This window comes from Methanosarcina sp. MSH10X1, assembly GCF_004099695.1.
Lineage (GTDB): Archaea > Halobacteriota > Methanosarcinia > Methanosarcinales > Methanosarcinaceae > Methanosarcina.
This window is the reverse complement of the sequence record NZ_SCHL01000002.1, coordinates 211,044-235,415: the sequence shown is the minus strand read 5'-3', so window position 1 is coordinate 235,415 and position 24,372 is coordinate 211,044. Positions and strand designations below refer to the sequence as shown.

Genomic DNA, 24,372 nt, shown 5'->3' with positions numbered 1-24,372 from the left:
TTATAGTTGGAATAAAAATATTTTAACTGTTTACTCTTTTATTCTTCTTTTCTATATAAGTTTTTTCTTAATGATAAAAAAATAACTTTTACTTAATAGTAACATTTCTATCAAATATAAGAGAAAACTCAATTTTTAAGAGGGATTATTAGAATCTTAGGAATCTAGAGTAATTATGTGAAGATTCTTTCGTAGAAATAAAAAGGAATTTCTGGAAAAGTAAATTAAATAGAAAAGAAAAAAATGCCTTTAAAAGGCAATCAACTTTTTATTTAAAACCTAAGTTCTCCATCGAAAATAAGCTGATTCGTCTTAATATCGACTATTTTGATGTTGACAGTACTGCCGGCAGGAATAGGGATATTAGCATTATCTTTACCTATTAACTCCAGGGTCTTAACATCACCAACACTTAACACGTTAAGTTGTTTGTTAACAGTTTTTCCGGGGACTACATAAGTAGTATCACTAACAGTAACCAGGATTTTTGTTTTATCGGTTTTTTGGAAGTTAATTGGGTCTCCGCCCAGATGTTGGAATCTTACAATAGCCGGATCTGAACCTTCATCGCCACCATAGTTAATATAATCACGGACTATTTCAATACCAAGATTTGCCTGCGGTGCGGGTTCGGCAGTTCCCTGTCCAAATACGGCAGATCCGATGGCGGCGGCAAGAATTACGGTAATCGCAACCATCAGGATGACACCGATAACCGGGGAAACTGCTTTATTATTAATAAAAAGTTTCTTAAAATCCATGTGTTTCTCCCTCCGAGCTAAAGGTATTAGGACAGGACGGCCTGCCAGATACTTTTAACGACTGAAATGTATAGTTAAAAAATCTAAAATTTTTTATTTCAATATCTTCTTATTCTTCGTTTCTATATAAATTTTTTCTCGATGTTTTGAACAACATCTATGTTTACTGGTAAATATTTTTGATCTAAAGTATGTTGTAGGAACGCGACTTTCTAAGAATAAATTTCAAAGTCATACAAATCGAAAATAGTTCTATAAAAATCCCGCCTGAGAAATAACGAGAACCCCCTGGAAAAAAAGCAAGCCGAATAAAAGAAAGAGGAAAGCACCTATAGGGTGCTAAGCCTTTTTAAAATCTTAGATCTTTATCGCATATAAGCTGATTTGTTTTCTTATCAATAACTTTGATATTGACAATATCGCCAGAGCAGATGCCTTTTGGTGTCGCACGAGACTCATCCTTAAGAATTCCACTAGACACTGCCAGTTTGATTTTCTCAACATCACCTGCTTCGAAGGTATCAAGAACAGTAGCTTTAAGCTCTTGGGAATCTCCACCATTAACAGAAGCTACAACTTTTGTTGCAGAGGCAGCGAAATTAATCGGGTCTCCACCTAGGTGTTCGAATGTTGCATATCCTTCATAAGCAGGAGAAGTGGAAGTACCAGTAATAACAAAACCGGCTGCTTGAATATCGAGGTTTGCCTGCGGTGCGGATTCTGCATTTCCCTGTCCAAAAACGGAAGATCCGATTGCAGCGGCAAGAATTACCGTTACTGCAACCATCAGGATGACACCGATAACCGGGGAAACTGCTTTATTATTCATAAATAATTTCTTAAGTTCCATATGTTTCTCCCTCCTGGCTAAAGATACTCGGACAGGATAGCCTGCCAGATACTTTTAACCCTAAATGCATAGTTAGACAGTTTCAACTTTTTTAACAGTACACCATCTTATCCTTCGTTTCTATATAAATTTTTTCCAGATGATGGTTGGTAATTTTTTATTTAGTGGTAACATTCCTAGCAGTAATAATAAAGCAGAAAATCGGTTTTGAAAAATCGTCCTCACCAGAATCTCAAGGATTGGAAGTAATTTACAAGTACTCGTGCCTAAGAGACAACGAGAAGATTCCGGAAGAATCAAGCTGAATAAAGAAAGAGAAAAGCACCTTCTTGAGGTGCTTAGACTCATTTTTAGAACCTAATATCCTTGTCGCAAATGAGCTGGCTGGTCGCTATATCAATTACTTTAATATTAACGGTATTGCCAGGAGCGATAGCAATAACTGCAGGTGTGCTAGAAGTATCCTTTATATCGAGTTTCTTGACATCACCAACACTAATGGTAGTAATACTACCAGGTGAAACTTGTTCAGAGTCTCCGCCATCAATAGATACCATAATTTTTGTAACGTCGATATCGAAATTAATTGGGTCGCCACCAAGGTGCTCGATTTTTATAGTTGCAAGTCCAGCATCAGTTGGAACGCCGTTTGCTTGAATATTGAGATTTGCCTGCGGTGCTGATTGTGCAGTTCCCTGTCCAAACACGGAAGATCCGATAGCGGCTGCGAGGATGACTGTAATTGCAACCATCAGGATGACACCGATAACCGGGGAAACTGCTTTGTTATTCATAAACAATTTCTTTAAATCCATATACTTCTCCCTCCTGGCTAAAGGTACTCGGACAGAAATGCCTGCCGAATACTTTTAATGACTTAAATGCATAACTGAACAGTCATAAATTTTTTGACTGCATATAATCTTACCCTTCGTTTCTATTTAAATTTTTTGTGGGCGTGAATATTTATTTTTATTGGCAATCCTTATGGTAAAGTTAATATCAGCAGACACTGAATTTCCAAAAAAGCGATTTAATTACAATCCTAAAAATGCAGATAATTATGCAAGGACTCGTGTTTGAAAAATAAAAGTAAGGTTTACAAAAAAGCAATTGACTATAAAGAAGAGAAGCACCTATAAACGGTGCTTAACTTTCTATTTAAAACCTTATATCCCTATCACAGATCAACTGATTCGTTTTTATATCAATAACTTTTATGTTGACGATGTCGCCAGAAGCGATACCAGTGGCGGTCGCACCTTCAGAATTGTCCTTAAGATTTCCACTAGAAGTCATCAATTCAATTTTCTGAACTTCACCTACAGCCAGGGTAGTAAGAGGAGTAGTAAGATCTTCATTGTCAGTAACATCAAGTTCCTGAGAAGTAGCACCATTAACAGATGCCACTACTCTTGTCGCAGAGGCAGCAAAATTAATAGGGTCTCCACCAAGGTGTTCGAACTTTGCATATGCTATTTCACTACTAATACCGGCTGATTCAATGTCAAGATTTGCCTGCGGTGCGGATTCGGCAGTTCCCTGTCCAAAGACGGAAGATCCGATAGCGGCGGCGAGGATGACGGTAATTGCAACCATCAGGATGACACCGATAACCGGGGAAACTGCTTTGTTATTCATGAATAATTTCTTAATAACCATATATTTCTCCCTCCTGGTTAAAGGTATTCGGACAGGATAGCCTGCCAGATACTTTTAACGGCTGAAATGCATAGTTAAACAGTGCAGTATTATTTTAACTGTGTACCGTCCTATTCTTTTTTTCTATATAAATTTTTGCTGACAGAGATAAAACATTCTCTATCCTAACAAGCCAAATTATTTAAGTCAGATATTTATTGGCGGTCTTACTTTATGAAGTTTTCTTAGACAGTCAGATTAATATCCCATTAGAGATAGTTTAGGAAGTTGCAAGTAAAATTTTTACGAGGTGGTTTTTATCGTGGAGGGTAAAAAATGCGGAACAATTGGCAAGAACTGCCAGGCAGTTTCAGAAGTGTATGGGCAACTGCTTATGATAAGTATAGTCGTCCTATCCTTTTCCACAATAGCCCTGACCGTCTTTTCTGATGGGGGGGCTGTAGACCCCCCACATACGCCTCATATCGACCTGCGTGAGAAAATCAGTATACTTAATGGCACTGTCCATACTGTACAGATTGTCCACAGCGGGGGAGAAGCTATTGACAAATCCGCAATCAGTGTAGTACTTTCCGGCAACTACGGGACGCCAGATGAGTTTAGCAGGACTTATAGTATGTCCGACTCCAAAGTTAAAATCCTGAAACCCGATGGAAATAACTCCGCTGACAATGTCTTCACTCTAGGAGACCGCATTATAATTTACCCTGATGATATTATCAGCGATAAAGGGAATCCATTAATTCTTACTAGCAAGGACTCTATAGATATGTTCTTTATGGATATGCCCTCCCAGCAGGCAATCCAGAGAACAGTGCTTCAGCGAGGTCCAGGGAAACTCCCAGACTGGATAACTCCTTACCCATATGGGAGTGTTTATGACAGCACTGCACCTTCAGGGCTGTTGCCTATGGAACTGGTTAGCGCAATCGGAGGGCCTTATATAAACACTCCGGTTTCAAGTTCAGAATGTATTTATCATACCTATTCATTTGGGCTAGATGCGGATGAGATGGGCATATTAGATTTTTCAAAAGTTCAGCTAAAAATAATCTACCAGACAAATGGTGACAACAGCTTTAGTAATCTAACACTGGAAGTCTACAATGGCTCTAGGTGGACACAAATAGCTTCCGAGAGTGGAGGTAATTTGGAAGAATATCACAATTTTAACGCTTGCATAGCAAGTAACAAAAATATCTATACTCTCTATGATTCAACTCAAAATGTAACTTACATAAGAAATACTGACGAACTTGAGAAACTTATGGTCAAGTTTTCAGTCCTTGGTCATGCTTCAGGTAAAAAGGAGGTAGGGGTAGACTTTATTGGGATCCATATAGAGTAGCCGGTTATAAGATAGGTGCTGAAGCAAGGGGGACAAAAAGTGAAGAAAAGTAATAGGAATAAGGAAAAACCCGAAAAAAAGTCTTTTTTCCATTCGGAAGCTGCAACATCAACTATTATTGGGGCAGTATTACTTCTGGGAATAATATTTTCGGTATTCGCCATTGTAAGGATAGGATATGTTCCGGAGTGGAAAAGTGATGCTGAGTGCTCTCATATGAATGACGTATATGAGGACATGGCAGACCTAAAATCAAAAATCGATATGATGACAGTCGTCCTGGCTTCAAACCCTAACTCCTCTTATATCAATTCTTCGAATCCGAGTTCCTATGCCCTTCAACCTATTATGACTGTGCCTTTCCATATGGGCGGTGGAGATGTCCCGTTTATAGGACCCATAAAATCAAGCGGAAGTCTTGCTGTAAACAAAGATAACTGCATAATGGGCATAGTAGTAAGATCACCGTCAGGCTCTATGTTGTATAACAAATCTCTTAATTGCAGTACCATCACCTACAATTCTCAAAATAGATATTACATTAATCAGAATTTCAGTTATGAGTGTGGAGCTTTGATCCTTGACCAGGGAACGCAATCAGTTATGACGCTCTATCCTTCTATTCGCTTCTCGAGAACTCCAAATAACAAGTATAATGTTTCGATAAATGCCTTAAGAGTATTCCAGAAGCCTTATGTTCCCCCTCAGGTAATTTCCTCAAATAAAGGATGCTCTCTCCGCCTTACAGGCTTGGATTATGTCCGTTACTATGATAGCAGTAAAGTAGCTGGAGAAATAAGCCAACTGGTACTGACGGTCAGCACAACACATCCCGAAGCCTGGAAACAATACCTTAAAGGTATGGTCGACGATGCAGATATAGAACCCTGGGATTATAGCCTTACAGAGAACAAACTTAATGGTGTACACTTCATAAGCCTGACCTTCCCTTCAAAACTACCTTCAGAATCAAGCTCAAAGCGTTTAGAAAGGGTGTACCTCAGTGAAACTGTAATCAAAGCCGAACCCGGAATTGGCTTGAGTTAACTGGATGATAAGAAGGCAGGAGTAATTTAAGGATAAAGTAGTAAAATCAAATAAAAAGGTTGGAAAATGATTCCGGATGCCTCCATTAAAAGAAATGAGACCAGGAAAACTAACCAGGGGCTGTTCTCCCACTTTTCAAAGTCCGAATCCGCTGCTGCAACAATTATCCTGGCTATACTCCTTTTAGCACTCGTATTTGCAATGGTTTCCATAGTCAGGCTTGAATATGTTCCTGAATGGAAAAATGAGGCAGAGCAGGACCATATGTATGAGATCTGGGATGACCTTCTGGAATTAAAACTAAGGATCGATATGCTTTCCGGGCTCATGGAATCAGGCAGTTATCCTGCAAACGATTTCTCAGCAACTGTGCCTTTTAGTATGGGAGGAGGGGATATTCCTGTTTTCGAGCCTTCGAGGTCAGATGGAAAACTTGAGGTAAATAAAGAAAGGTGCGTAATGATAATAACCCTATACAATTCTACTAATGAGGCAATAAATTTTTATAAATTCGACTGCGGTGGAATCACCTGCAATTTACGGAACAGGCAGTATCCTGACCAGTTTTTCAGGTATGAGAACGGAGCTCTGATTCTTTCAGATGGTACAAATTCCGTGCTGAGACAGTCGCCGGTTTTCACTATAGAAGAAAACAAAACAATAAAAGGCAGTTATACAGTCAATATTCGTGCAGTTCAACTTTCAGGCAAAGCTGATTCTTTTTACTCAAATACCATTACCCCCCTTGAATTAACAGGACTGAGTAGCAAACGAGAATACAATAACAGTGAGGATAAAAACACTAGTGTCAAAGCCTTTAATATGACAATTGCCACAAAATATCCAGATGCCTGGACTTTCTATCTCAAAGAAACCGCAGAGAGCGCAGGACTTGACTACGGCACGGACTATGAAATCGAAAGACAAGACCCCAATTGCGTATATTTTAAATTTATGCCTAAAGATAGTAAAAAGCTTGATAGGCTTAACATAGACAGGTCTATTATTCAGGTAGATCTGGAAGCCGGGAGCTCTCCGATTTTGGCAGAACCTAGCATAGATGAGTCAATACCCGTAGATGTTAATGAGTCCGTCATGAAGCTAAACCAGTGGTACCACTTCGACACGTTTACAGGAACTTCTGACGGAAATTCAATATCTGGCAGTACTGATCCAAATGTGTTTAATGATTATGATGAAGCAAGTTCACTTCCGACAGGAAATTTCGAAAATCAGCAGCTGAGCTCATACAGTGCGGTGAACGACTTCAGTCATAATATGGAGAAGAACCATAAGACTCTCGACCTGAACTTTGGATTTGACAGTTTCAGCTCGTTTAATTCTGCTTCGGCTCCAACTAAAGCAGATGTTTGCATGATCTATAGGTTCGACAATAAGGATAAAAGCAACGGCAAAAACAAAGATGAAAATAAGAACAACGGTGAAAACAGCAATAAGAAACCTGATATAAAAATGAGTTTCGAAGATGCCACAGATAGCACCTTTGAGCCGGGAGATGGATGGTGCCTGTATAATCGAACCCTATCTATGTCTCCAGGAAATCCTGAAGATATTACCCTCAATCTAACAGTAACCACTGGTAATGGAAATTATGCAGAGGGCACTTTCCATATTGACTATCTTGCAGTCCGTCCTGAATGACGGAAAAGAAAAAGGCATATGGACTCCATACCGTTTGCACCGGAAACCCGGATAAGCTGGAAAAATAGATACACATGCCTGAAAAATACATAATTTCTTACCCTGCAAAAAGAATTCATTCCGACGGCAGGACCGAAAATCTGAAAGTGCTGCTTGCCAGGGAATGCCCGGTTAAAATCATTCTTGACGGTAATCTTTTTACAACCCTTTTTGCCTCCCCACTCGAACTGAAAGAGCTTGCAGTCGGTCACCTGATTACGGAAGGAATTCTCAGATTCAGGGAAATTGAAAAAGCTGAGGTGGAAGGCGGTGAGGTTCGTATCCTTACCCGGAAGGAGAAACAGACCCTCAGTACCGAAGCAGCCGGAGAAGCCAGAAAAGAAGAACAGATTGATAAAGGGATTTTTGTCGGTTCGGACTCTGTCTTTGACCCGGAAGTCATTTTTGCAGCCATGGAGTATCTCGAATCCGATACCTACAGACTTACCAGAGGGACCCATCTGGCAGCCCTGATAGACAGAAAAGGGAAACTCGCAATCCAGATTGTCGATGTCGGGAGGCATAATGCACTGGACAAAGCAGTAGGAGCCGCTTATCTCAAGGGCTTCGACCTTTCACAGCATTATCTACTTTCCACGGGCAGGCAGCCTGCCTATATGGTCACAAAAGCCGCAAGGGCAGGAATTCCTCTTATCGCAACCAAAGCCATGCCCTTCGACTCAGGCGTTGAAGCCGCGAAAAAAGCAGATATATGCCTCGTAGGCCAGCTCAGAACAGAATCAATGCTTATTTTCTCCAGCGAATGGCGGGTCACAACAACACACCACAAACGCTGAGCTAAAATCGCTGACTTGCGACCGTTGTGCCGCGACCGTTGCGCCGGTCGATCACGCTCCGGTTACACCGGTATAGATAAATCATGAGTTTTTGATAAAACTTTTTTTGAAAAAGTTTTCGCTCAAGCCTTTTCTCAAAAGGCTTGCGGTCAAGGATTTTTTGTAAAAGGCTTGCGGTAAAGGATTTTTGTAAAAGGCTTGTGTGAGTTGGGCGAAATTTTGCTGAAATATTTTATCTCATTAGTATGTACTAATTTGAAATTAGTAGCAATAAATTATAAATACTTTAATTACTGTATTACTAACGGGACTAAAAACGAAAAAACCTCCCTTATATGAGTATGTTAACGTGAGAGCCTCCTAAGTTCAAAACGTACGATTCTAAACTGAAAAAATAGCCAAAAAAAGTAATAATTGATAAAAAGAACAGCCAGTAGTACAAGATCAATCGAAATTTTAAGACCAATAAATTAATTTGAAAAATCGGAATCTAGTCAAAGTTAAGGAGTAAATAAAACATACTCCGAAATGTAATCCAAACTGGAGAAAATAGAAAAAACAACCGACCTGAACTCAAATTCAGGTTAAAGGGGGTTGATAGGAGAATATAGTAACCGATCAAGAGAATAACATGTGCGGGATATTTCTAAATCAAAAAACTTGTGCTAAATTGTCTCAGGCAGTTTATGAATCTAGAAAAGAGGTCTGGTTTCAAAGCCGATAACTGGTGCTCAAGATCCCGGCTTTTAACCTGATCTCCTTAATTTGACTCTTTTTCAGACTTTCGGTGTTTTTCCCAGTATCCTGTTAGTTTGCCGCCAAGGGCAAGCTTTCCGAGTTCTCGCCTTACCTTGTCACTCACTTCTGACGGCACAGCCGAAGCATATGGAGTTCCTGGCAGAGGGGTGAGATAATGGGCTCTTACAGTGCCGCCTTTTTTGCAGATCCATCGGACAAGGTCAAGACTTTTTTCCTGGTCTTCTTCGGTTTCAGTGGGGAGGCCAAATATGAAATCAACTGCAGGAACGATCTCATGCTCCAGGCAGCATTCAACTGCTGAAATGCTGTCTCCTACAGTATGCCCTCTTCGAATCTCCTTTAGAATTCGGTCACTCCCGGACTGAGCTCCAAGGCTAAGGGTATCGTTTGCGCAGTATTTTCTTATAAGTTCAACAGACTCATTGCTCACGAATTCCGGGCGCACTTCGGAAGGAAATGTCCCGAAGAAAATCTTCTTATCAGGGAGCTTATGAAGTGTCGAAAGCAGTTTCTCCACCTTATCAAATCGGGGGTGAATTCCGTCACTGCCGTAGCCAAAAGCATTGGAAGCTATAAAACGAAGGTCATTATAATGCCCTGCATTTCTCACAATTGAATCTATGCTTCTGTGCCTGACTTCTCTTCCGAAAAGCCTGGGAGTCTGGCAGTACTTGCAGCCCCAGGGACATCCCCTGCTGATTTCAATCGGAGCCCGAAGTTTCTCAGGGTTAAAGCAGGGATAGGAATCAAGATCTGCATAGGGTCTTTCCGAAGTTATGAAAACCGTACCCGTTTCTGTATCCCTGTATGCAATTCCAGGGACTTTCCCCGGAGCTTTTCCTTTCTGTATTGTTTTTACAAGTTCCGGAAGGGTTTCCTCACCTTCCCCGATAACGACATAGTCAAAGTATTCAAGTGTCTCTGCTGGAGCCCCTGACGGGTGAGGTCCTCCTGCGATGAAAATCGAATTCGTGCCTGCATTTTTTACTTCCATAAAAACCTTTGCTGCCTGACGCGTTGTAAAACTATAAATCATTATCCCGTTTACAGGTTTATCTACAAAACCGGCTTCCGGTAGTAAAGGGGAAAGGACTGCAAAGCTGTAAGAGTTTTTCTTGCTGTACCGGAAATGCACGTCCATTATTTTGCCTCCGTTTTTTAAAATCCAGGGCTCTTTTCAGGGAATTGGCTTAAAGGGGATCAGCGTAAAGCAGAGGAAGCCCAGGATAAAGGTAATGATCCCCAGAAGGATGCGTTTTTTGTCCAGTTCTATTTTGTCATGCAGGGGAGAGGGGTGTCCTGCTGCTGCAAAAACCCAGAGCAGAAGAGCCCAGAAAATCCATATAACTCCGTCTTCCTTCAGCCAATAAATTACATAAACTCCTATCAAGAACAGGATACGAGGCATAAGGAAGGAAATCTTTTCCGCTTTCTTACCAAGCATAGCCCTGAGAATATGCCCGCCGTCAAGTTGTCCTGCCGGAAGAAGGTTAAGAAGGGTCACAAACATTCCGACCCAGCCAGCAAAAGCTACGGGATGCAGGTTATTTCCTGTAGTCCCGACAATCTTCTGGATAAACACGAAAAGAGGTGGCAAGCCGAGATCAAACATCATAGAATCCGGCAGAGGGTTTACTGCAGGCATCTCAAGGTTAAGCCCTACGATAGTAACTGCAACTGACATTAGCAGACCTACCAGAGGCCCCGCAATCCCGACATCAAAAAGTGCTTTTCTGCTGGGCACAGGTCCTTTGTAACGAATTACTGCCCCCATAGTGCCGATAAAAGTGGGAAAAGGAATGAAATACGGAAGAGATGCCTTCATACCATGATATCTCGCCATAGCATAGTGAGCCATCTCATGGGACCCGAGAACTGCCATTATTGCAAGGGTAAAAGATAAACCTCGAAAAAGCTGGAGAGGCTCTTCTTCCAGGTTCACTCCGAACATCCAGGCTCCGCAGATCATTGTTGTAAAAAAGGTTGCTATGAAAAGTACAAGGTTTAGCCAGGTCTTTTCCTTCGCCTTTTTTTCAGGAAAAACCAGCAATACATACTCCCCAAGCTCGTACTTTAATGTGCACCCGAACCCAAACTGTTGTAAAGGTTCCCAGAGTTCCCCAATGAGATTTTCAGCATCGGTTCTGGGAGTTCCGAAGAAATAAAGGCCCTCCCCGGAATTCTGGATCTCATACACATCGAATACCCTGACTATAAAAGGGTATAAACGCGAAACCGTTTCCTCGGCGTTGAATTTTCCTTTTCCTTTCTTGTGGTTATCTCGGTTCATTTTGGAGTTCCTATCTCCCAGCTTAAGATTTGATTTTCAGGTTTATCCGTTTTCAGCTTTTGGGACTTAGTTTATCGTTTTTCATTTTGCTGATTATTTTTCAGTCATACCTGTTTTCAGTTTTACCTGTTTCCGGTTTGATAAGTTCTATATATCCTTTGTTTCCGTTAACCAGAACAAGGTCTCCATTATTTAATACTTCGTAAGGGTCTCTCTCAAGCTTATCAACAAGCGGGATTTCGGAAATAATAGCTCCAACTGCAACTATCGGTTCAGTCTCCAGATTTATTATCGCTATAGGCGCAGTTCCGTTTTTCTTCAGTTGATACATAACATACGAGCCAACTGTAGAGCCTTTTCCGTGAGGGAAAACAAGAACTTTACCCTGGATCGATTTTCCTTTAAGGATGTGATTTTCCTCAATCACGACCCCGGTTTTCGGGTCTACACTGCCAAGGAAGGAAATCGGGTCTCTGGAGAGCAGTACTTCTCCTTTTGCACATCCCCTGGAAATTATCCTGCCTTTAAGTTTAATGGGAACCACCTTCCTTCTTTGCAGTCCCACCGACTGCCTCCTCAACACACGCCTCCATACTTCCGTATACGGCTTCAGCACCGCACATACCTGGCACGTAAGCAAGAGCTTTTCCTGAGTTTACCATAACGCAGGAAAAGCGATTGGTAGCAGGAGAAACTACCATGCAGGTATCACAGACTACTTTAGCTCCGCTTTCTTCGATAGTCCGGATATACGCAGGATAGCGTTTTGCAAGTTCCCTTGAGGTAAAAATCCAGAACTCTTTCGAAACGGTTTTTCCCTTGAGGAGTTTAGCTGCCGTTTCGAGCTCGGCTGCCGTGCAGTGGGGACAACCTATGGTTATCAATTCGGGTTCTTTGCGGGCTGTTCTCAGACTTTCATAAATCTCATCAAGCTCTTTTTTCTCAATAGCCACCTTTTCCGCAGGATCTTCAAAATTTCGCTTGCGAATTTCAGGCGTGATCCCTTCCACATGGTAAAGGGCGACTGCTCCCGAAGCTGCCATTGCAGCCCCGAGCGCCTTTAATTCATCTGCGTCAGGAGTACTTCTGAGATGAAAAACAGGCACTCTTTTTCCTGCGAGTTTCCCGGCCACATAACCGAGTGCACCATAGTCCGATCGCTCAAGTGGATATTCTACATCAATTGAGATTTCAGGCACACGGTTTTCGTCCAGATGAAACCCATAATTTGCGGTTTTCCCGAGAAGTGCCGCTGAAAGCGCTGAGGGCCCTCCTTCCCGGTTTGTCCTGGCTCCAAGCACGGAGTTTGCATAGGATACAGCTGAAGATTCGCTCCATGCCAGATGATCGCCATAGCCAACATCGAAGCCCTCAAGGGCGTAAGGTGTGCATGTGCATTCACAGCGAATTCCCAGTTTTTCATATGCCTGAACAATCAACTTTTGCTTTTCCGCAAAATCGGGTGAGATCCTGAGCCTTTCCCAGTCTTCCAGATCCATCCCTGCAGGGTTCAGGATCGCAGGGACCTTAACTCTGCCCTGCAGATCAGAAATCCATTCAAGGCCTGCATCACCTATCGTTTTATAGGAAACCCCTGCAATCTGGGCACTTTTGATGGGTATGAGCCTGTCTGCACCATAGATATCTCCAAGGGTCACCAGGATCCCGATAGCCTGCCTTAAAGTTTCTCCGGCTTCTCCATTCAGGATTTGCTCTTCTTCTTTTGTAAGATACATTGAGATTCACTCGGTAACTTCCGGGATTATTGCCCTTTCAAAATTTTCTTTTTCAACAAGCACCTTTGTTGCATCAATTCCCACTTTTGTAGTCGTTCCATCAGGAGCTCCGCGCGGGTCAAGGGAACTGCCCCGGACATTAGGAACAATAAGAATATCCATATCCCCTTTGACCCTTGTTGCAATTGCAAACTCAACATCGTTAGGGTCGAAAATATTTATATCTTCGTCAACGACAACTACATGCTTAAGGCTGGTATGGGCTGCAAAGGCTGCCATTATGGCGTTTTTCCCGTCCCCTTCGGTTTGCTTTTCAATCTGAACGACTGCATGGAGATAACAGCATCCCCCTTCTGTCAGCACCACGTTCCTGACAGAAGTAACCTCCCCGACAGCCCTGTAAATCCTCGGTTCGTAAGGAACCCCCATCATCAGGAGATGTTCAGGACCTGCTGGCAGAATCCCGTGATAAATCGGGTCTTTCCTGTGGATAATTCGGGTGATATGGATAACAGGTTCTTTTCTTACCACGTCGTAGGTTCCCGTAATATCCACAAAAGGCCCCTCATCAACCTTCTCTGTGGGATCGATATAACCTTCAAGCACGATTTCGGCATGAGGAACCTTTATCCCATTCGCACACTCAAAAAGTTCCACAGGGGCTCCTCGCAGAGCGGCTGCGTATTCAAACTCTTTCCCTACAGGCACTCTTGTAGAAGTTGCGTAAATAATTGTCGGGTCGCATCCAAGCACAATTGCAACAGGCAGACGTTCGCCTCTTTCGGCAGCTTTTTTATATAATAGATAGGTATGCCTTGGAGGAACCAGGCGTGCTGCGAGTTTATCTTTTCCTGCAAGCATAAGGCGGTGAATCGAAGCGTTAATTGTGCCTCCGTACTCGGAAACTACAATCCCCGCAGTTATATAAGGGGCTCCGTCTTTTTCAAAATGTGTAAGGATTGGAAGTTTTGTCAGGTCAACTTCGTCTTCTATGGCCTCAAGGGTTGGAGATTCTGATACCAGACGCACTTCACCTTCCGGAGAAACCTCCGAAAGCCTCTTTATGATTTCTTCTTTAGGAACTCCGAGCATGGAGGCCAGTTCGTCCCTTGAGCCAAGCAGGTTCATTATAACCTTCGAACCTGAAACATCATGGAAAAGAACAGGGGCTTTTGCAGCTTTTGCAATTCTCGAAGCTTCAAATCTCGGAGATACGGACACAGGAATTTCTACCAGTTTTCCGTTTTCTTTTAACTGGTCGATAAAAGTTCTAAAACTCATAGGTATCTGGATATCAAAAAGCTGTCAGATAATAAAAAGATTGTCCGGTCGTCAGGTATTATGGAGAATAAAAGTAGAGCTATTTCTCTTTTGTAAAATCACAAACATAAGTAACTATAGGGTAGAAAAACTCTATATTGGGAAATCAATTTCCCTTATGATATACGAAAGAACTAAACTTCAAATTCGCATCAATTTCTCGGTACTGCCATAGAGATTGACTGGTTTGGATACTTTTAAACTGCTAAGATAAGGATCATATCAAATTTGAATACGTACCCATTTTTTATCCAAAAAATTACTGTCAAAATTAATAAGATTGTCGTTAAATATATTTTTGAAAAATTAGCTATAAATAATAGTTCTATTATATTTTTTAGTGTATTTAGACTACAAATATTCATATTCTGGGGTGTAAAGTTTATGGGATTAATTAATAGGAAGTCTAGGCTGGCAATGATATCGATAATAACAACATTAGCAATTCTATCATTAGCAAGTCAAGCAATGGCAGCCGCTTCATCAAAGGAATATACTCTAAATGCTGACTTTGATGAAGGAACGTTTGTTGGAGTGGAACATGATACAGTAGCCGATCAATTACAGTTATCTAAAGAAGCTACTACACTTCCATTCATCTGGGTTCCCAACTCAAATGAAGGTACAGTTTCTAAATATGATACTGTAACTGGGAAAGAATTGGCAAGATATTGGACAGGGCCGAATTCCAATGGGAACCCTTCAAGGACAACTGTGGACCTTGATGGAAGTGTATGGTTTGGTAACAGAAACACCGGTACGGTAGTGAAGATTGTGCTTCCCGAAAGTGGGAAATGGGTAGACAAGAACGGAAATGGAGTCTGTGACACTTCCCAAGATACAGATAATGATGGGACTATTGAGAGTGGTGAAGTTCTTCCATGGGGCCAAGATGACTGCGTAGTGCATGAAGTACCAGTGGGAAGTAGATGGAGTGGGCCCAGGGGTATAGCAATTGATTCCGATAACAACCTTTGGGCAGGAACTTATTCTGATTCGTCAAACAAGTTCTACCACATAAATGGAGAAACCGGAGCTATCTTTGATACAATCGATATTGGATATGGTTCATATGGTGCTCTTATCGATGAAAATGGAAACATCTGGTCGTCGACTCTAAGCACCTGTGTGCTTAAAATTGATCCTTCCACAAAGAACGTTCAAGAAATAAACATCCCATCCACCTCATATGGTATAGGGATTGACAAAAATGGTCACGTGTTCGTTGCTGGATGGGGTAGTGGCATAATAACAAAAATTGATGCAGTTCAGGGCACTATCATAAACACTGCTTCTCAGGGAGACGCTTACAGCCGTGGAGTAGCAGTTACAGATGAGGGAGATGTTTGGATTGCCAATACTGATAAATGTGATGTTACACGCCTTGACAATGATTTGAATTTCAAGGCGACTATAGATGTAGGCAGCGGGGTTATGACTACAGGTGTAGCTGTCGATGCAGAAGGTAAAGTTTGGGCATGTAACTATAACGATGGGAGTATTTATAGAATCAATCCTGATGATAATTCTGCTGAACTTATAACACGGACTCCAGGTATTTCAGGTGGTTTTGGACAGCACTACAGCTACAGCGACATGACTGGTATTATAGCAAGAACGGTGACCACTAAAATCGGTACATGGACTGTTGATTTTGATAGTGAAGCAAGTGATATGTCATGGGGCACTGTTTCATGGAATAGCAATGAACCAACTGGAACATCCATCGAGGTTAAGGTAAGAAGCTCAAATGATGGAAATACCTGGTCTGCATGGGAGATTGCTACGAAGGATAATTCATTGAGCTCGACACCTGCTGGCAGATACTTGCAGGTAGAAACGAAACTACAGATCACAAGTGGGGATGAATCGCCAATCCTCTATGATCTTACTGTTAAGGTAGGAAACCAGCCGCCTGTAGCCAATGCTGGTGCTGATCAGACAGTTGAGCAGGCTAATCTGGCCGGTACTGAAGTAACTCTTGATGGATCGGGTTCTACAGATGATGGACTAATTTCACCATTGACATATGACTGGACATGGAATGGTGATGACGAATGCGACTGGAAAGACAAATGCGACTGGGAATCCAATGGCGAATCAGCTATTGGTGAGAAACCTGTAGTAACCCTTCCCTTGGGAACAACAGCAGTAACCCTTACTGTCTTCGATGGACAGTTTTCGAGTACCGATACAGTTGACATAACAGTGAGAGATACAACTGCACCGACGATAACGGCTTCAGGTGACCCAAAAGTACTCTGGCCTCCGAACCATAAATATGAGACTATTTCAATCTCAGACTTTGTTACTTCAGTGACAGATATCTGTGATGCAAGTGTAGGTGTCGATAAAATAATGATAACATCAGTTAGCAGTGACGAACCTGAGGAAGCTCTTGGCGAAGGAGACGGGAATACGATGGAAGATATTGTTATAAAGGATTCCCAAACAGTTGATTTAAGAGCAGAAAGACAGGGAGATGGAAACGGCAGGGTATACACAATTAATTATCTAGTTACAGATACATCAGGCAACACGGCAACAAGGTCCTATCAGGTTTGGGTTCCTCATGACCAGGGCAACGGAGCTACAGCCGTTGACGACGGTGCAGCCGCAGGATACATAGTGAACTACCCTGAGTAAACATACTGTTCTTTAATTGAAGTAAATGTGAAAACGTTAACAAAAAAGACGGGAAGAAAATTATCTTCCTGTTTTTACTTTTTAGGTAGTTTTTCATTTTAAAGGAGAAATGATGAATTCGAGAATCATGAAAAAAGCCGTATATATGCTCGGTTTTATTTTTATTGTGGCAGACTTGTTTGCTATTAACGCTTTTAATATAGAGGAGAAAGTATCACCTGTTGTTTCCAGTAAAAATACCTCTGTGTTTTATGAAAATTTTAGTTCAGGAGTTTTAGATTCACAAAAATGGCAAATTACTCACGAAGGAGATTTTAAAGAAAGCATAATAGACGTATACGATATAGATCCTTCAGAAAATATTGATTATAATTTGAGGCTAGGCATCAGTACAATTGGCACAATAGATGATACTGTAAAATTCCAGGGAGTTAGAAGTGTAGAAAAAGTGAATTTTAGTGACGGAAATGAAGTCTCTTTCAATCTTGATTGGAACAACCAGAGCAATGGCTGCTATCTGACGGGATCTTTTTATCTCTGCCCTACTGCAACGAATGCCAATCCAGAAGATGAAAATGATTGGATGAAGCTTGAGTATATTGGAGTGCCTCCCGGGCGAAATGCTCGCAGCGTTATTGCCAATAGAATTGTTGGGGATACCAGACTGTTATATTCCGGTGATTGGCCTCAAAATAGAACTGGCAGGAAGATTTCGAATCAGCATATAAAATTAATCCTGAATAACAAAAGCTTTAAAATTTTGGAAAATGGTAATGAATTATATAGTTCCCCGTCACACGATCTGAATTTCACATCTGCTTACATATATTTACAAATGAGCAGTCACAGCAATTATCCTTTGAGAGAAATTTATTTCGATAACATTATAGTAACAAAAAACACTCAAAAAGGCGTATCTTGAGGGAGATCTCAGAATCAATTTTAGCATTCAGCAATCGAAATCTTTTTGTGATCTTGGGTTGATGTATATAATTACAAACTTCATAAAAGGCAATTTATAATCAACAATTCCTGAAATCGAATTTTGAAGGGTGAGAGAAGTAAAATGGAACATCCAGCGATTACTCCTCATTCTTTCAAAAGCTCTTAATAAATGCTAACATTCATCAAGCATAAAAGCTCTGGGCCTTATTATCCTTTTCTTCTCATACTGGTCAAAGCAGTGAGCTATCCAGCCTGAGACCCTGCCGATTGCAAAGATGGAGGTTGCAAGTTGAGGGGGGATATCCAGATACTTATAAATAACTCCCGAATAGAAATCCACGTTCGGGTAGATTGGTTTTCCTTTTTTCTCCACCAGTTCGCGGATGACTGTGTTTTCGATCTTTTCGGCTGTTTCGTACCAGTGCATATCCCCTTTTGCTTCAGCGAGTTGCCTGGAGAGTTGTTTGAATACCGTGCCCCGGGGGTCATAAGTCTTGTATACCCTGTGCCCGAATCCCATGATCTTTTCTTTCTTTGCGATCCTTTCAAGAACAAATTTTTCTGCATTTTCCGGGGAAGCAATCTCTTCAATCATGGTCATGACTTCGGCCCTGGCTCCTCCATGCAGAGGGCCTTTAAGGGTACAGAGCCCGGAAACAACAGCCGAATACAGGTCTGAAAAAGTAGAAGCTGTGACTCTTGATGAGAAGGTGGAAGCGTTTAGCTCGTGCTCGGCGCTCAGGATAAAATCTTTTTCCATAACCTCAGCTTCCAGTTCACTTGGTTTACTTCCCCTTATCATATACAGGAAGTTAGCTCCATGGGAGAGAGATGGGTCAGGGGGAACAGGCTCTTTTCCGTTTGCGATTCTGTAATACGCAGCAACTATGGTTGGGATCCTGGCAATTAACCGTATTGCTTTTCTCATATTTCCTTCATGAGAGCTGTCGTTAATGTCCGGATCGAACTGTGATATAAAAGAAACGATTGTACGCAGCGCTTCCATAGAATCAATGTCAAAATTGCACATGCGGATAACATCAATCGCCTCCCTGTTGATTTCACGTTCCCCATGCAGGCGGGCTGAGTACTCGGCAAGTTCCTGGTCTCCAGGGAGTTCTCCCAGGATAAGCAGATAGGAAACTGCATCATAGGGAAGCTCAACCAGCTGGTTAATGTCTACCTCCCTGTATTTCAGAATGCCCTCCAACCCGTCGATGAAACATATATTTTTGCTCATTTTATACCTCACAGTTATGCCTAGAGGATTTTCAAAAAACTTTGAAGTTTGGGGAATCCTCTGCTTATACGTGGAAGAGTTTAACGCGAAGGGCCTTATAAGACCCAAAAATAGGGTGACACTGCATTCCTATTATCGTCGAATAAGTATATTAAATTTGTTGAAATTGTATTCAAGAGCTTTGTAATTATATTTCATATATTAAGTAAGCTACGGCTTTAAACCTCTCGGTTATATTGAATCTGAGAACTGTTATTTTCCAGAACGCTACCTTCCTCAAAACGCGTGAGATGATAAATATAACACTCTTCCCGATAAGCTAAAAGAGAAGGTTCCAAAAAACTAGAAAGCCTTATGTAAAGCTTGCGAAACCTTCTCAGGAATTTTTACACCTAATTCCGGTGTTGGTAACTTATTCTTTTTTCTTCACCGAATCCCGCAGGAACTTATGCAAAATCCCGCCGTTCCTATAATATTCGATCTCCACAGCGGAGTCCAGCCTCACGATTACCTGGAAGAGAGTATCTACCCCGTTTTCGTCCTTTGCTCTTACTGTAAGCTCTCCATGAGGCTTCAGGTATTCAATGCCCAGAATATCGTAGCTCTCCTTTCCCGTAAGACCCAGGGTATCGGCATTTTCGCCTTCTTTAAACTGTAGTGGAAGAACTCCCATGCCTACAAGGTTGCTTCTGTGGATACGCTCGAAAGATTCTGCAATAACTGCTTTTACCCCGAGCAGAAATGTACCTTTGGCTGCCCAGTCCCTGGAACTACCTGTCCCGTACTCCTTTCCTGCAATAGCTATCAAAGGAATATTATTTTCCGCATAAAGCATAGCTGCTTCAAAAATCGGAATTCCTCCGCAGCCTTCCTCCGGAAAGTCCTCTTTCCTGGGATGGTATAAAGTCCAGCCTCCTTCCCTGTCAACGAACCTATTCCTGAGGCGGATATTCCCAAAGGTTCCACGCATCATCACTTCATGATTACCTCTGCGAGATCCATAGGAATTGAAGTCTTCAGGACCCACTCCCCAGGCGATCAGGTACCTGCCTGCAGGACTATCTGCCGGGATATCCCCTGCAGGAGAGATATGGTCCGTGGTAATGCTGTCTCCGAAAAGGGCGAGGACCCTTGCACTCTTTATATCCTCCGGGGAAGGAGAAGTAAGCGGAAAATCCACAAAATAGGGAGGCTCCTGAATATATGTGGACATCGGATTCCAGTCATAAAGAGTCCCTGTTGGAGCTTCCAGTTTTTTCCAGAGTTCCGGACCTTCCAGGACACCGGAATACTCCTTTTCGAACATTGAAGGCTTGATACTGTTCTTTTCAGCTTCCCTTATCTCTTCTTCTGCAGGCCAGATATCTTTGAGGTAAACAGGGCGTCCGTTGGGGTCATAGGCAAGGGGATCAGTATCTAAATTGAGATTCACGGTACCTGCGATTGCATAGGCTACAACCAGAGGTGGGGACGCAAGGTAATTTGCCCTTACAAGCGGATTAATCCGTCCTTCAAAATTCCGGTTTCCACTGAGTACGGCTGCAACAGTAAGGTCATTCTCCTGAATTTCCTTAACAACGTTTTCAGGTAAAGGCCCGCTATTCCCTATACAGGTCGTACAGCCGTAACCAACCTGGTGAAAACCCAGGGCTTCGAGATAGGGCAAAAGGCCTGCAGCTTTCAGATATTCCGTAGCTACTCTTGAGCCAGGAGAGAGGCTTGTTTTCACAAACGGCTTGACGTGCAGACCTTTTTCTACAGCCTTTTTTGCGAGCAGCCCTGCTCCTATCAGAACTGAAGGGTTTGAGGTATTGGTACATGAAGTAATTGCTGCAATCACTACTGAGCCATGTGTAACCTTGAAAGCCTTCACCGGAGATTCCATTATTTCCTCCTCTGCGCCAGGGGTTTCAGGTCCACCTACAGGTGTTCCCCCCTCCCCTATCCAGCGCTGGTAAGCAGGGTCTCTGGAAAGTTCAAGCCCGGATTCCTTCTTCCGGATGAAAGTTTGCTGCATGGTTTCACGGTAGTTTTCAGGTACTTCATTAAAAAAGAGCTGATCCTGGGGACGTCTCGGGCCTGCAAGACAGGGCTTCACCGTGCCCATATCAAGTTCCAGGGTAAGGCTGAAGATAGGGTCGGGCTTGTAAATTGAATAGAGAAGGTCCTGAGCTTCCAGATACTTTCTTACAAGGTCTACCTGCTCTTCGCTTCTGCCGGTCCTTCGCAGGTAATCAAGAGTCTCGGTATCTGGCGGGAAGATTCCAAGGGTTGCACCATACTCAGGAGCCATATTGGAGATGGTTGCCCTATCCGGGAGGCTCAGTGAGTTTAATCCTGGCCCGTAGAATTCTACGAATTTGCCGACAACTCCCTCCTTTCTCAGGATTTTCGTAATTGTCAGGACGACATCGGTAGCGGTGACCCCCTGCGCAGGTTTTCCATAGAGCTTGAAACCCACGACTTCAGGAACGGGCATATAATAAGGCTGTCCGAGCATTACAGCTTCGGCTTCTATGCCTCCGACTCCCCATCCGAGTACTCCGATCCCGTTAATCATTGTCGTATGGGAATCGGTCCCTACAAGGGTGTCAGGGAATGCCGATAACTCCCCATTTTCGTCCTTGAGATGCACAAGAGGAGTCAGGTATTCAAGGTTCACCTGATGGATAATTCCTCTACCTGGGGGCACGACTCTGAAATTGTCAAAGGCTTTCTGTGCCCAGCGCAGGACGGAATAACGTTCTGTGTTGCGTTCAAACTCCTTTTTCTCGTTTTCCTCAAGGGCATAAGCCGTGCCGTAAGAATCAACCTGGACCGAATGGTCAATAACAAGGTCAGCAGGTATAACGGGGTTTATTTTCGCAGGGTCGCCTCCCAGACGTTCCATTGCCGATCGGAGTGCTGCCAGGTCTACTACAGCCGGAACGCCTGTAAAGTCCTGCATAATCACCCTTGACGGAATAAACGGAATATCCCTGTCACTTACATTTTCAGGGTTCCAGCGGGCAAGAGCCTCTACATCCTCGACAGTTATTATGTGCTTATCAGTATCTGCGTGCCTGAGCAGGGATTCCAGCAGAATCCTTATAGAATAAGGAAGCAGGGAAATTCCTTCAAAACCCCTTTCTTCCAGTTTGCCCAATCTGTAAATCTTAGCTCTTCCGGCAGCTGTTTCGATGGTATCTCTTACCCCAAATGGGTCCGGACCTTCTCTCATATATTTCTTACCTCCAGCAAAAACATGAAACTGAAATTATGTTATTATACATTTTCTCTCTATCCTATGAGAGTATAGATTTTTTCTTTATCGTATGAAGCCTCATCTTATCCTCAGACTATTTTATTCCTTCGGGTTTACTATTCCTTTTTATATGCAGAAGTATACTTGCACCGACATCTTGCCTTTTACTTTTTCCCAGAATCCAGAAAACTGTGCCCCAATTAAATTATATATTAACCAGTATAATAATTGTTGATTTTTACCCCGGCTTCAGTTACACTGGCCCTTAACTTCAGGTCTTCTATGTATTGCATCAGTGCGCGAAAAACGGAAACCGATGGTAGTTAAAAACTATCAAGAAAAAAGAATTAGAAATTCTCAAAGCCCTGAAATCATCTTAATCCACAACCATCTGAGTCTTGAGCACTTCCAGGGATTAAATCAGAGTACGGACTTATATCCTGCTCTGAACACCTGAAATCGAAAAAGAAAAAAGCTGGAAGCTGCTTATTCTTCAGCAGCTCCGATTGTCACGGTATACTCAAAGTTCTCGGTATTTCTGGGCAGGATTGAAAGCGTCCATTTTCCTGCAGCTCCGGGAGCGGAATAGGTCTTCACAAAAGTTGTGGTTCCTCCCTGGTAATTCCCCTGATCGTAAGTTTCCATACCGTCCGCAATTCTTGAGGATATATAAGGCATGGGATATGGCGGCTGCGGGTATGTATCATCTACTATGTTTATCGAGCCGCTATGTTTTGTGTTTACAAGAACAGGAGTAACCTCATCCCCTGAGGGATTTATCAGGCTCACATTAAAGGAAGGCGTAAGATCTCGGTTTCCTTCGGTCGTATACAGGCCGTACCCATACTGGTAAGCTTTAATCTCCAGAGTGACGGGTCCATCGGTTTCAGCTTCAAAGCTACTCTCGTAAGGTTCCTCCGGAACCGGAAGAATGCGGAAGCTCAGGGAAACCAGTTCTTCATATTCGCGAATTCCGGGGTCATCAATATTCAGGTCAAGACTGCCGGTATAACTGCCCTTTGCATCAGCCGGAACTGCAAGTGTCAGTTCGATAATAGCTGTCTGTCCGGCTTTAATTATCTCAGGGGCTTCTACTCTTATCGCATCGTCTCCAAAAGCCTGCTGCGGTATTCCTGCAGAGGAAGCTGCATCTTCAGCATAAACGATACCCCCTGCTCTGGTAAGTTCAGGGGAAATTGCGATATCTTTATCACCTGTATTCCGGAGTTTTATTTCATAAGTATAACTCTCTCCGGCCTCCACAAGGTCATTGACATATGGCGTAAGGATCTGGATTGAAGGCCTGACCCTTAGCTCTATATTCAACTGCATTGTGCCCGGAAAATTCGGATAATAGCCAGCTATGTCTCCCTCAGGCACCTTTTCCGTGAAAGCAATAAGTGCGGCATAATTTCCAAGGTCGGCATCTTCAGGTATGTTCACCTTTACCTGAAATTCCTGTTTTTCTCCGGGCTTCAGAGTTTTTTCTGAGGGACTTATACTGGTCCAGTTTTCGTTCATGAAATTTTCCGTGTAAGGAGTGATTAAAAGTTCCGGCTTTAATCTGATTGTCTTGTTATCTTGATTCTCTACGGTTACAGTAAAGTTATCACTGTTTCCGGGATCAAGCTGCAGGTACTTATAAGCCGGATCAACCCTGATCTTCTCAAATTCGGGGAAATAATCAGCAATATAAATCGAAGATGATTCAACGCTTGCCCCGACTTTTGGTTGTACTTCTTTTGCAGATGTGACAGTACTTCCATCCCCTGCTCCGGCACAGGCAATCGAAAAGATTGCTATGACAAGAAGTCCGCATACTATTCCTTTTAACGCCTTAGTATCCAGTATACGCATACTTTTCACCTCGCTCATTATCTATTAAGGCGCGAGACTTATAAAATAATTCCCTAAACTGCGAATCAATTTGCAGTTATTTCAAGAAGAGAGACGGCATCGGAACTTAGCGTCACTTTTGCCAGTAATCGACAGTAATCAATTAAAAAACAGGGAATTTAAAAAAGTA

At 42.5% G+C, this 24,372-nt stretch carries 18 protein-coding genes; 6 read left to right on the top strand and 12 right to left on the bottom strand.

Going from position 1 to position 24,372, the window contains the following annotated elements; all coding sequences use genetic code 11:
* Positions 1-272: 272 nt before the first annotated feature.
* The 4 genes from EQO05_RS02675 to EQO05_RS02660 form a co-directional block, all read right to left on the bottom strand.
* Positions 273-761 carry a type IV pilin gene (locus EQO05_RS02675; RefSeq protein ID WP_128503506.1) on the bottom strand — a complete coding sequence of 163 codons (489 nt, stop codon included), beginning with the start codon at positions 759-761 and terminating at the stop codon, positions 273-275.
* Between the two features lie 349 nt (positions 762-1,110).
* Positions 1,111-1,611, bottom strand: coding sequence for a type IV pilin (locus EQO05_RS02670; RefSeq protein WP_128503504.1), 501 nt, complete (start codon positions 1,609-1,611; stop codon positions 1,111-1,113).
* Positions 1,612-1,961: 350 nt separating this feature from the next.
* The gene (locus tag EQO05_RS02665; protein WP_128503502.1) at positions 1,962-2,426 is read right to left on the bottom strand and encodes a type IV pilin; all 465 of its coding nucleotides are present in this window, start codon (positions 2,424-2,426) and stop codon (positions 1,962-1,964) included.
* Between the two features lie 346 nt (positions 2,427-2,772).
* The gene (locus EQO05_RS02660; RefSeq protein ID WP_128503500.1) at positions 2,773-3,273 is read right to left on the bottom strand and encodes a type IV pilin; all 501 of its coding nucleotides are present in this window, start codon (positions 3,271-3,273) and stop codon (positions 2,773-2,775) included.
* A gap of 301 nt (positions 3,274-3,574) precedes the next feature.
* On the opposite strand from EQO05_RS02660, the gene EQO05_RS02655 reads away from it, so the two are divergent.
* The 4 genes from EQO05_RS02655 (at position 3,575) to fdhD (ending at position 8,166) form a co-directional block, all read left to right on the top strand.
* Positions 3,575-4,621, top strand: a complete 1,047-nt coding sequence (locus EQO05_RS02655; RefSeq protein WP_128503499.1) for a type IV pilin N-terminal domain-containing protein — start codon at positions 3,575-3,577, stop codon at positions 4,619-4,621.
* 39 nt (positions 4,622-4,660) lie between these two features.
* Positions 4,661-5,668: a hypothetical protein gene (locus EQO05_RS02650; protein WP_240664295.1), complete on the top strand. Its 1,008-nt coding sequence runs from the start codon at positions 4,661-4,663 to the stop codon at positions 5,666-5,668.
* 66 nt (positions 5,669-5,734) lie between these two features.
* Positions 5,735-7,330 (top strand): hypothetical protein, encoded by a 1,596-nt coding sequence (locus EQO05_RS02645; protein ID WP_128503495.1) that lies wholly within the window; start codon positions 5,735-5,737, stop codon positions 7,328-7,330.
* Positions 7,331-7,404: 74 nt separating this feature from the next.
* The gene (gene fdhD, locus EQO05_RS02640; protein ID WP_128503493.1) at positions 7,405-8,166 is read left to right on the top strand and encodes a formate dehydrogenase accessory sulfurtransferase FdhD; all 762 of its coding nucleotides are present in this window, start codon (positions 7,405-7,407) and stop codon (positions 8,164-8,166) included.
* 760 nt (positions 8,167-8,926) lie between these two features.
* On the opposite strand, the gene EQO05_RS02635 is transcribed toward fdhD, so the two are convergent.
* From EQO05_RS02635 to EQO05_RS02615, 5 genes are all read right to left on the bottom strand, one after another.
* Positions 8,927-10,066: a TIGR04013 family B12-binding domain/radical SAM domain-containing protein gene (locus EQO05_RS02635; protein WP_128503491.1), complete on the bottom strand. Its 1,140-nt coding sequence runs from the start codon at positions 10,064-10,066 to the stop codon at positions 8,927-8,929.
* A 36-nt stretch (positions 10,067-10,102) separates the two neighbouring features.
* Positions 10,103-11,215, bottom strand: a complete 1,113-nt coding sequence (locus tag EQO05_RS02630; protein ID WP_128503489.1) for a site-2 protease family protein — start codon at positions 11,213-11,215, stop codon at positions 10,103-10,105.
* Between the two features lie 100 nt (positions 11,216-11,315).
* The gene (locus tag EQO05_RS02625; protein WP_128503726.1) at positions 11,316-11,759 is read right to left on the bottom strand and encodes a DUF126 domain-containing protein; all 444 of its coding nucleotides are present in this window, start codon (positions 11,757-11,759) and stop codon (positions 11,316-11,318) included.
* Entirely contained in the window at positions 11,746-12,951 is a 1,206-nt protein-coding gene (locus EQO05_RS02620; RefSeq protein ID WP_128503487.1) for an aconitase X, read from the bottom strand. The genes EQO05_RS02625 and EQO05_RS02620 overlap by 14 nt, the downstream gene beginning before the upstream one ends.
* Before the next feature lie 6 nt (positions 12,952-12,957).
* Positions 12,958-14,232 (bottom strand): UbiD family decarboxylase, encoded by a 1,275-nt coding sequence (locus EQO05_RS02615; RefSeq protein WP_128503486.1) that lies wholly within the window; start codon positions 14,230-14,232, stop codon positions 12,958-12,960.
* A 267-nt stretch (positions 14,233-14,499) separates the two neighbouring features.
* Between EQO05_RS02615 and EQO05_RS02610 the strand changes: the two genes are divergently transcribed.
* Positions 14,500-16,917, top strand: a complete 2,418-nt coding sequence (locus EQO05_RS02610; protein ID WP_128503484.1) for a hypothetical protein — start codon at positions 14,500-14,502, stop codon at positions 16,915-16,917.
* A gap of 127 nt (positions 16,918-17,044) precedes the next feature.
* Positions 17,045-17,839 carry a hypothetical protein gene (locus tag EQO05_RS02605; RefSeq protein ID WP_128503482.1) on the top strand — a complete coding sequence of 265 codons (795 nt, stop codon included), beginning with the start codon at positions 17,045-17,047 and terminating at the stop codon, positions 17,837-17,839.
* Positions 17,840-18,034: 195 nt separating this feature from the next.
* Here EQO05_RS02605 and EQO05_RS02600 read toward each other — a convergent pair whose 3' ends face one another.
* The 3 genes from EQO05_RS02600 to EQO05_RS02590 form a co-directional block, all read right to left on the bottom strand.
* Positions 18,035-19,102 carry a citrate/2-methylcitrate synthase gene (locus EQO05_RS02600; protein ID WP_128503480.1) on the bottom strand — a complete coding sequence of 356 codons (1,068 nt, stop codon included), beginning with the start codon at positions 19,100-19,102 and terminating at the stop codon, positions 18,035-18,037.
* Positions 19,103-19,514: 412 nt separating this feature from the next.
* The gene (gene acnA, locus EQO05_RS02595; RefSeq protein WP_128503478.1) at positions 19,515-22,322 is read right to left on the bottom strand and encodes an aconitate hydratase AcnA; all 2,808 of its coding nucleotides are present in this window, start codon (positions 22,320-22,322) and stop codon (positions 19,515-19,517) included.
* A 510-nt stretch (positions 22,323-22,832) separates the two neighbouring features.
* A complete protein-coding gene (locus tag EQO05_RS02590; protein ID WP_128503476.1) occupies positions 22,833-24,203 on the bottom strand; it encodes a hypothetical protein in 1,371 nt (456 codons plus the stop codon).
* Positions 24,204-24,372 lie beyond the last annotated feature (169 nt).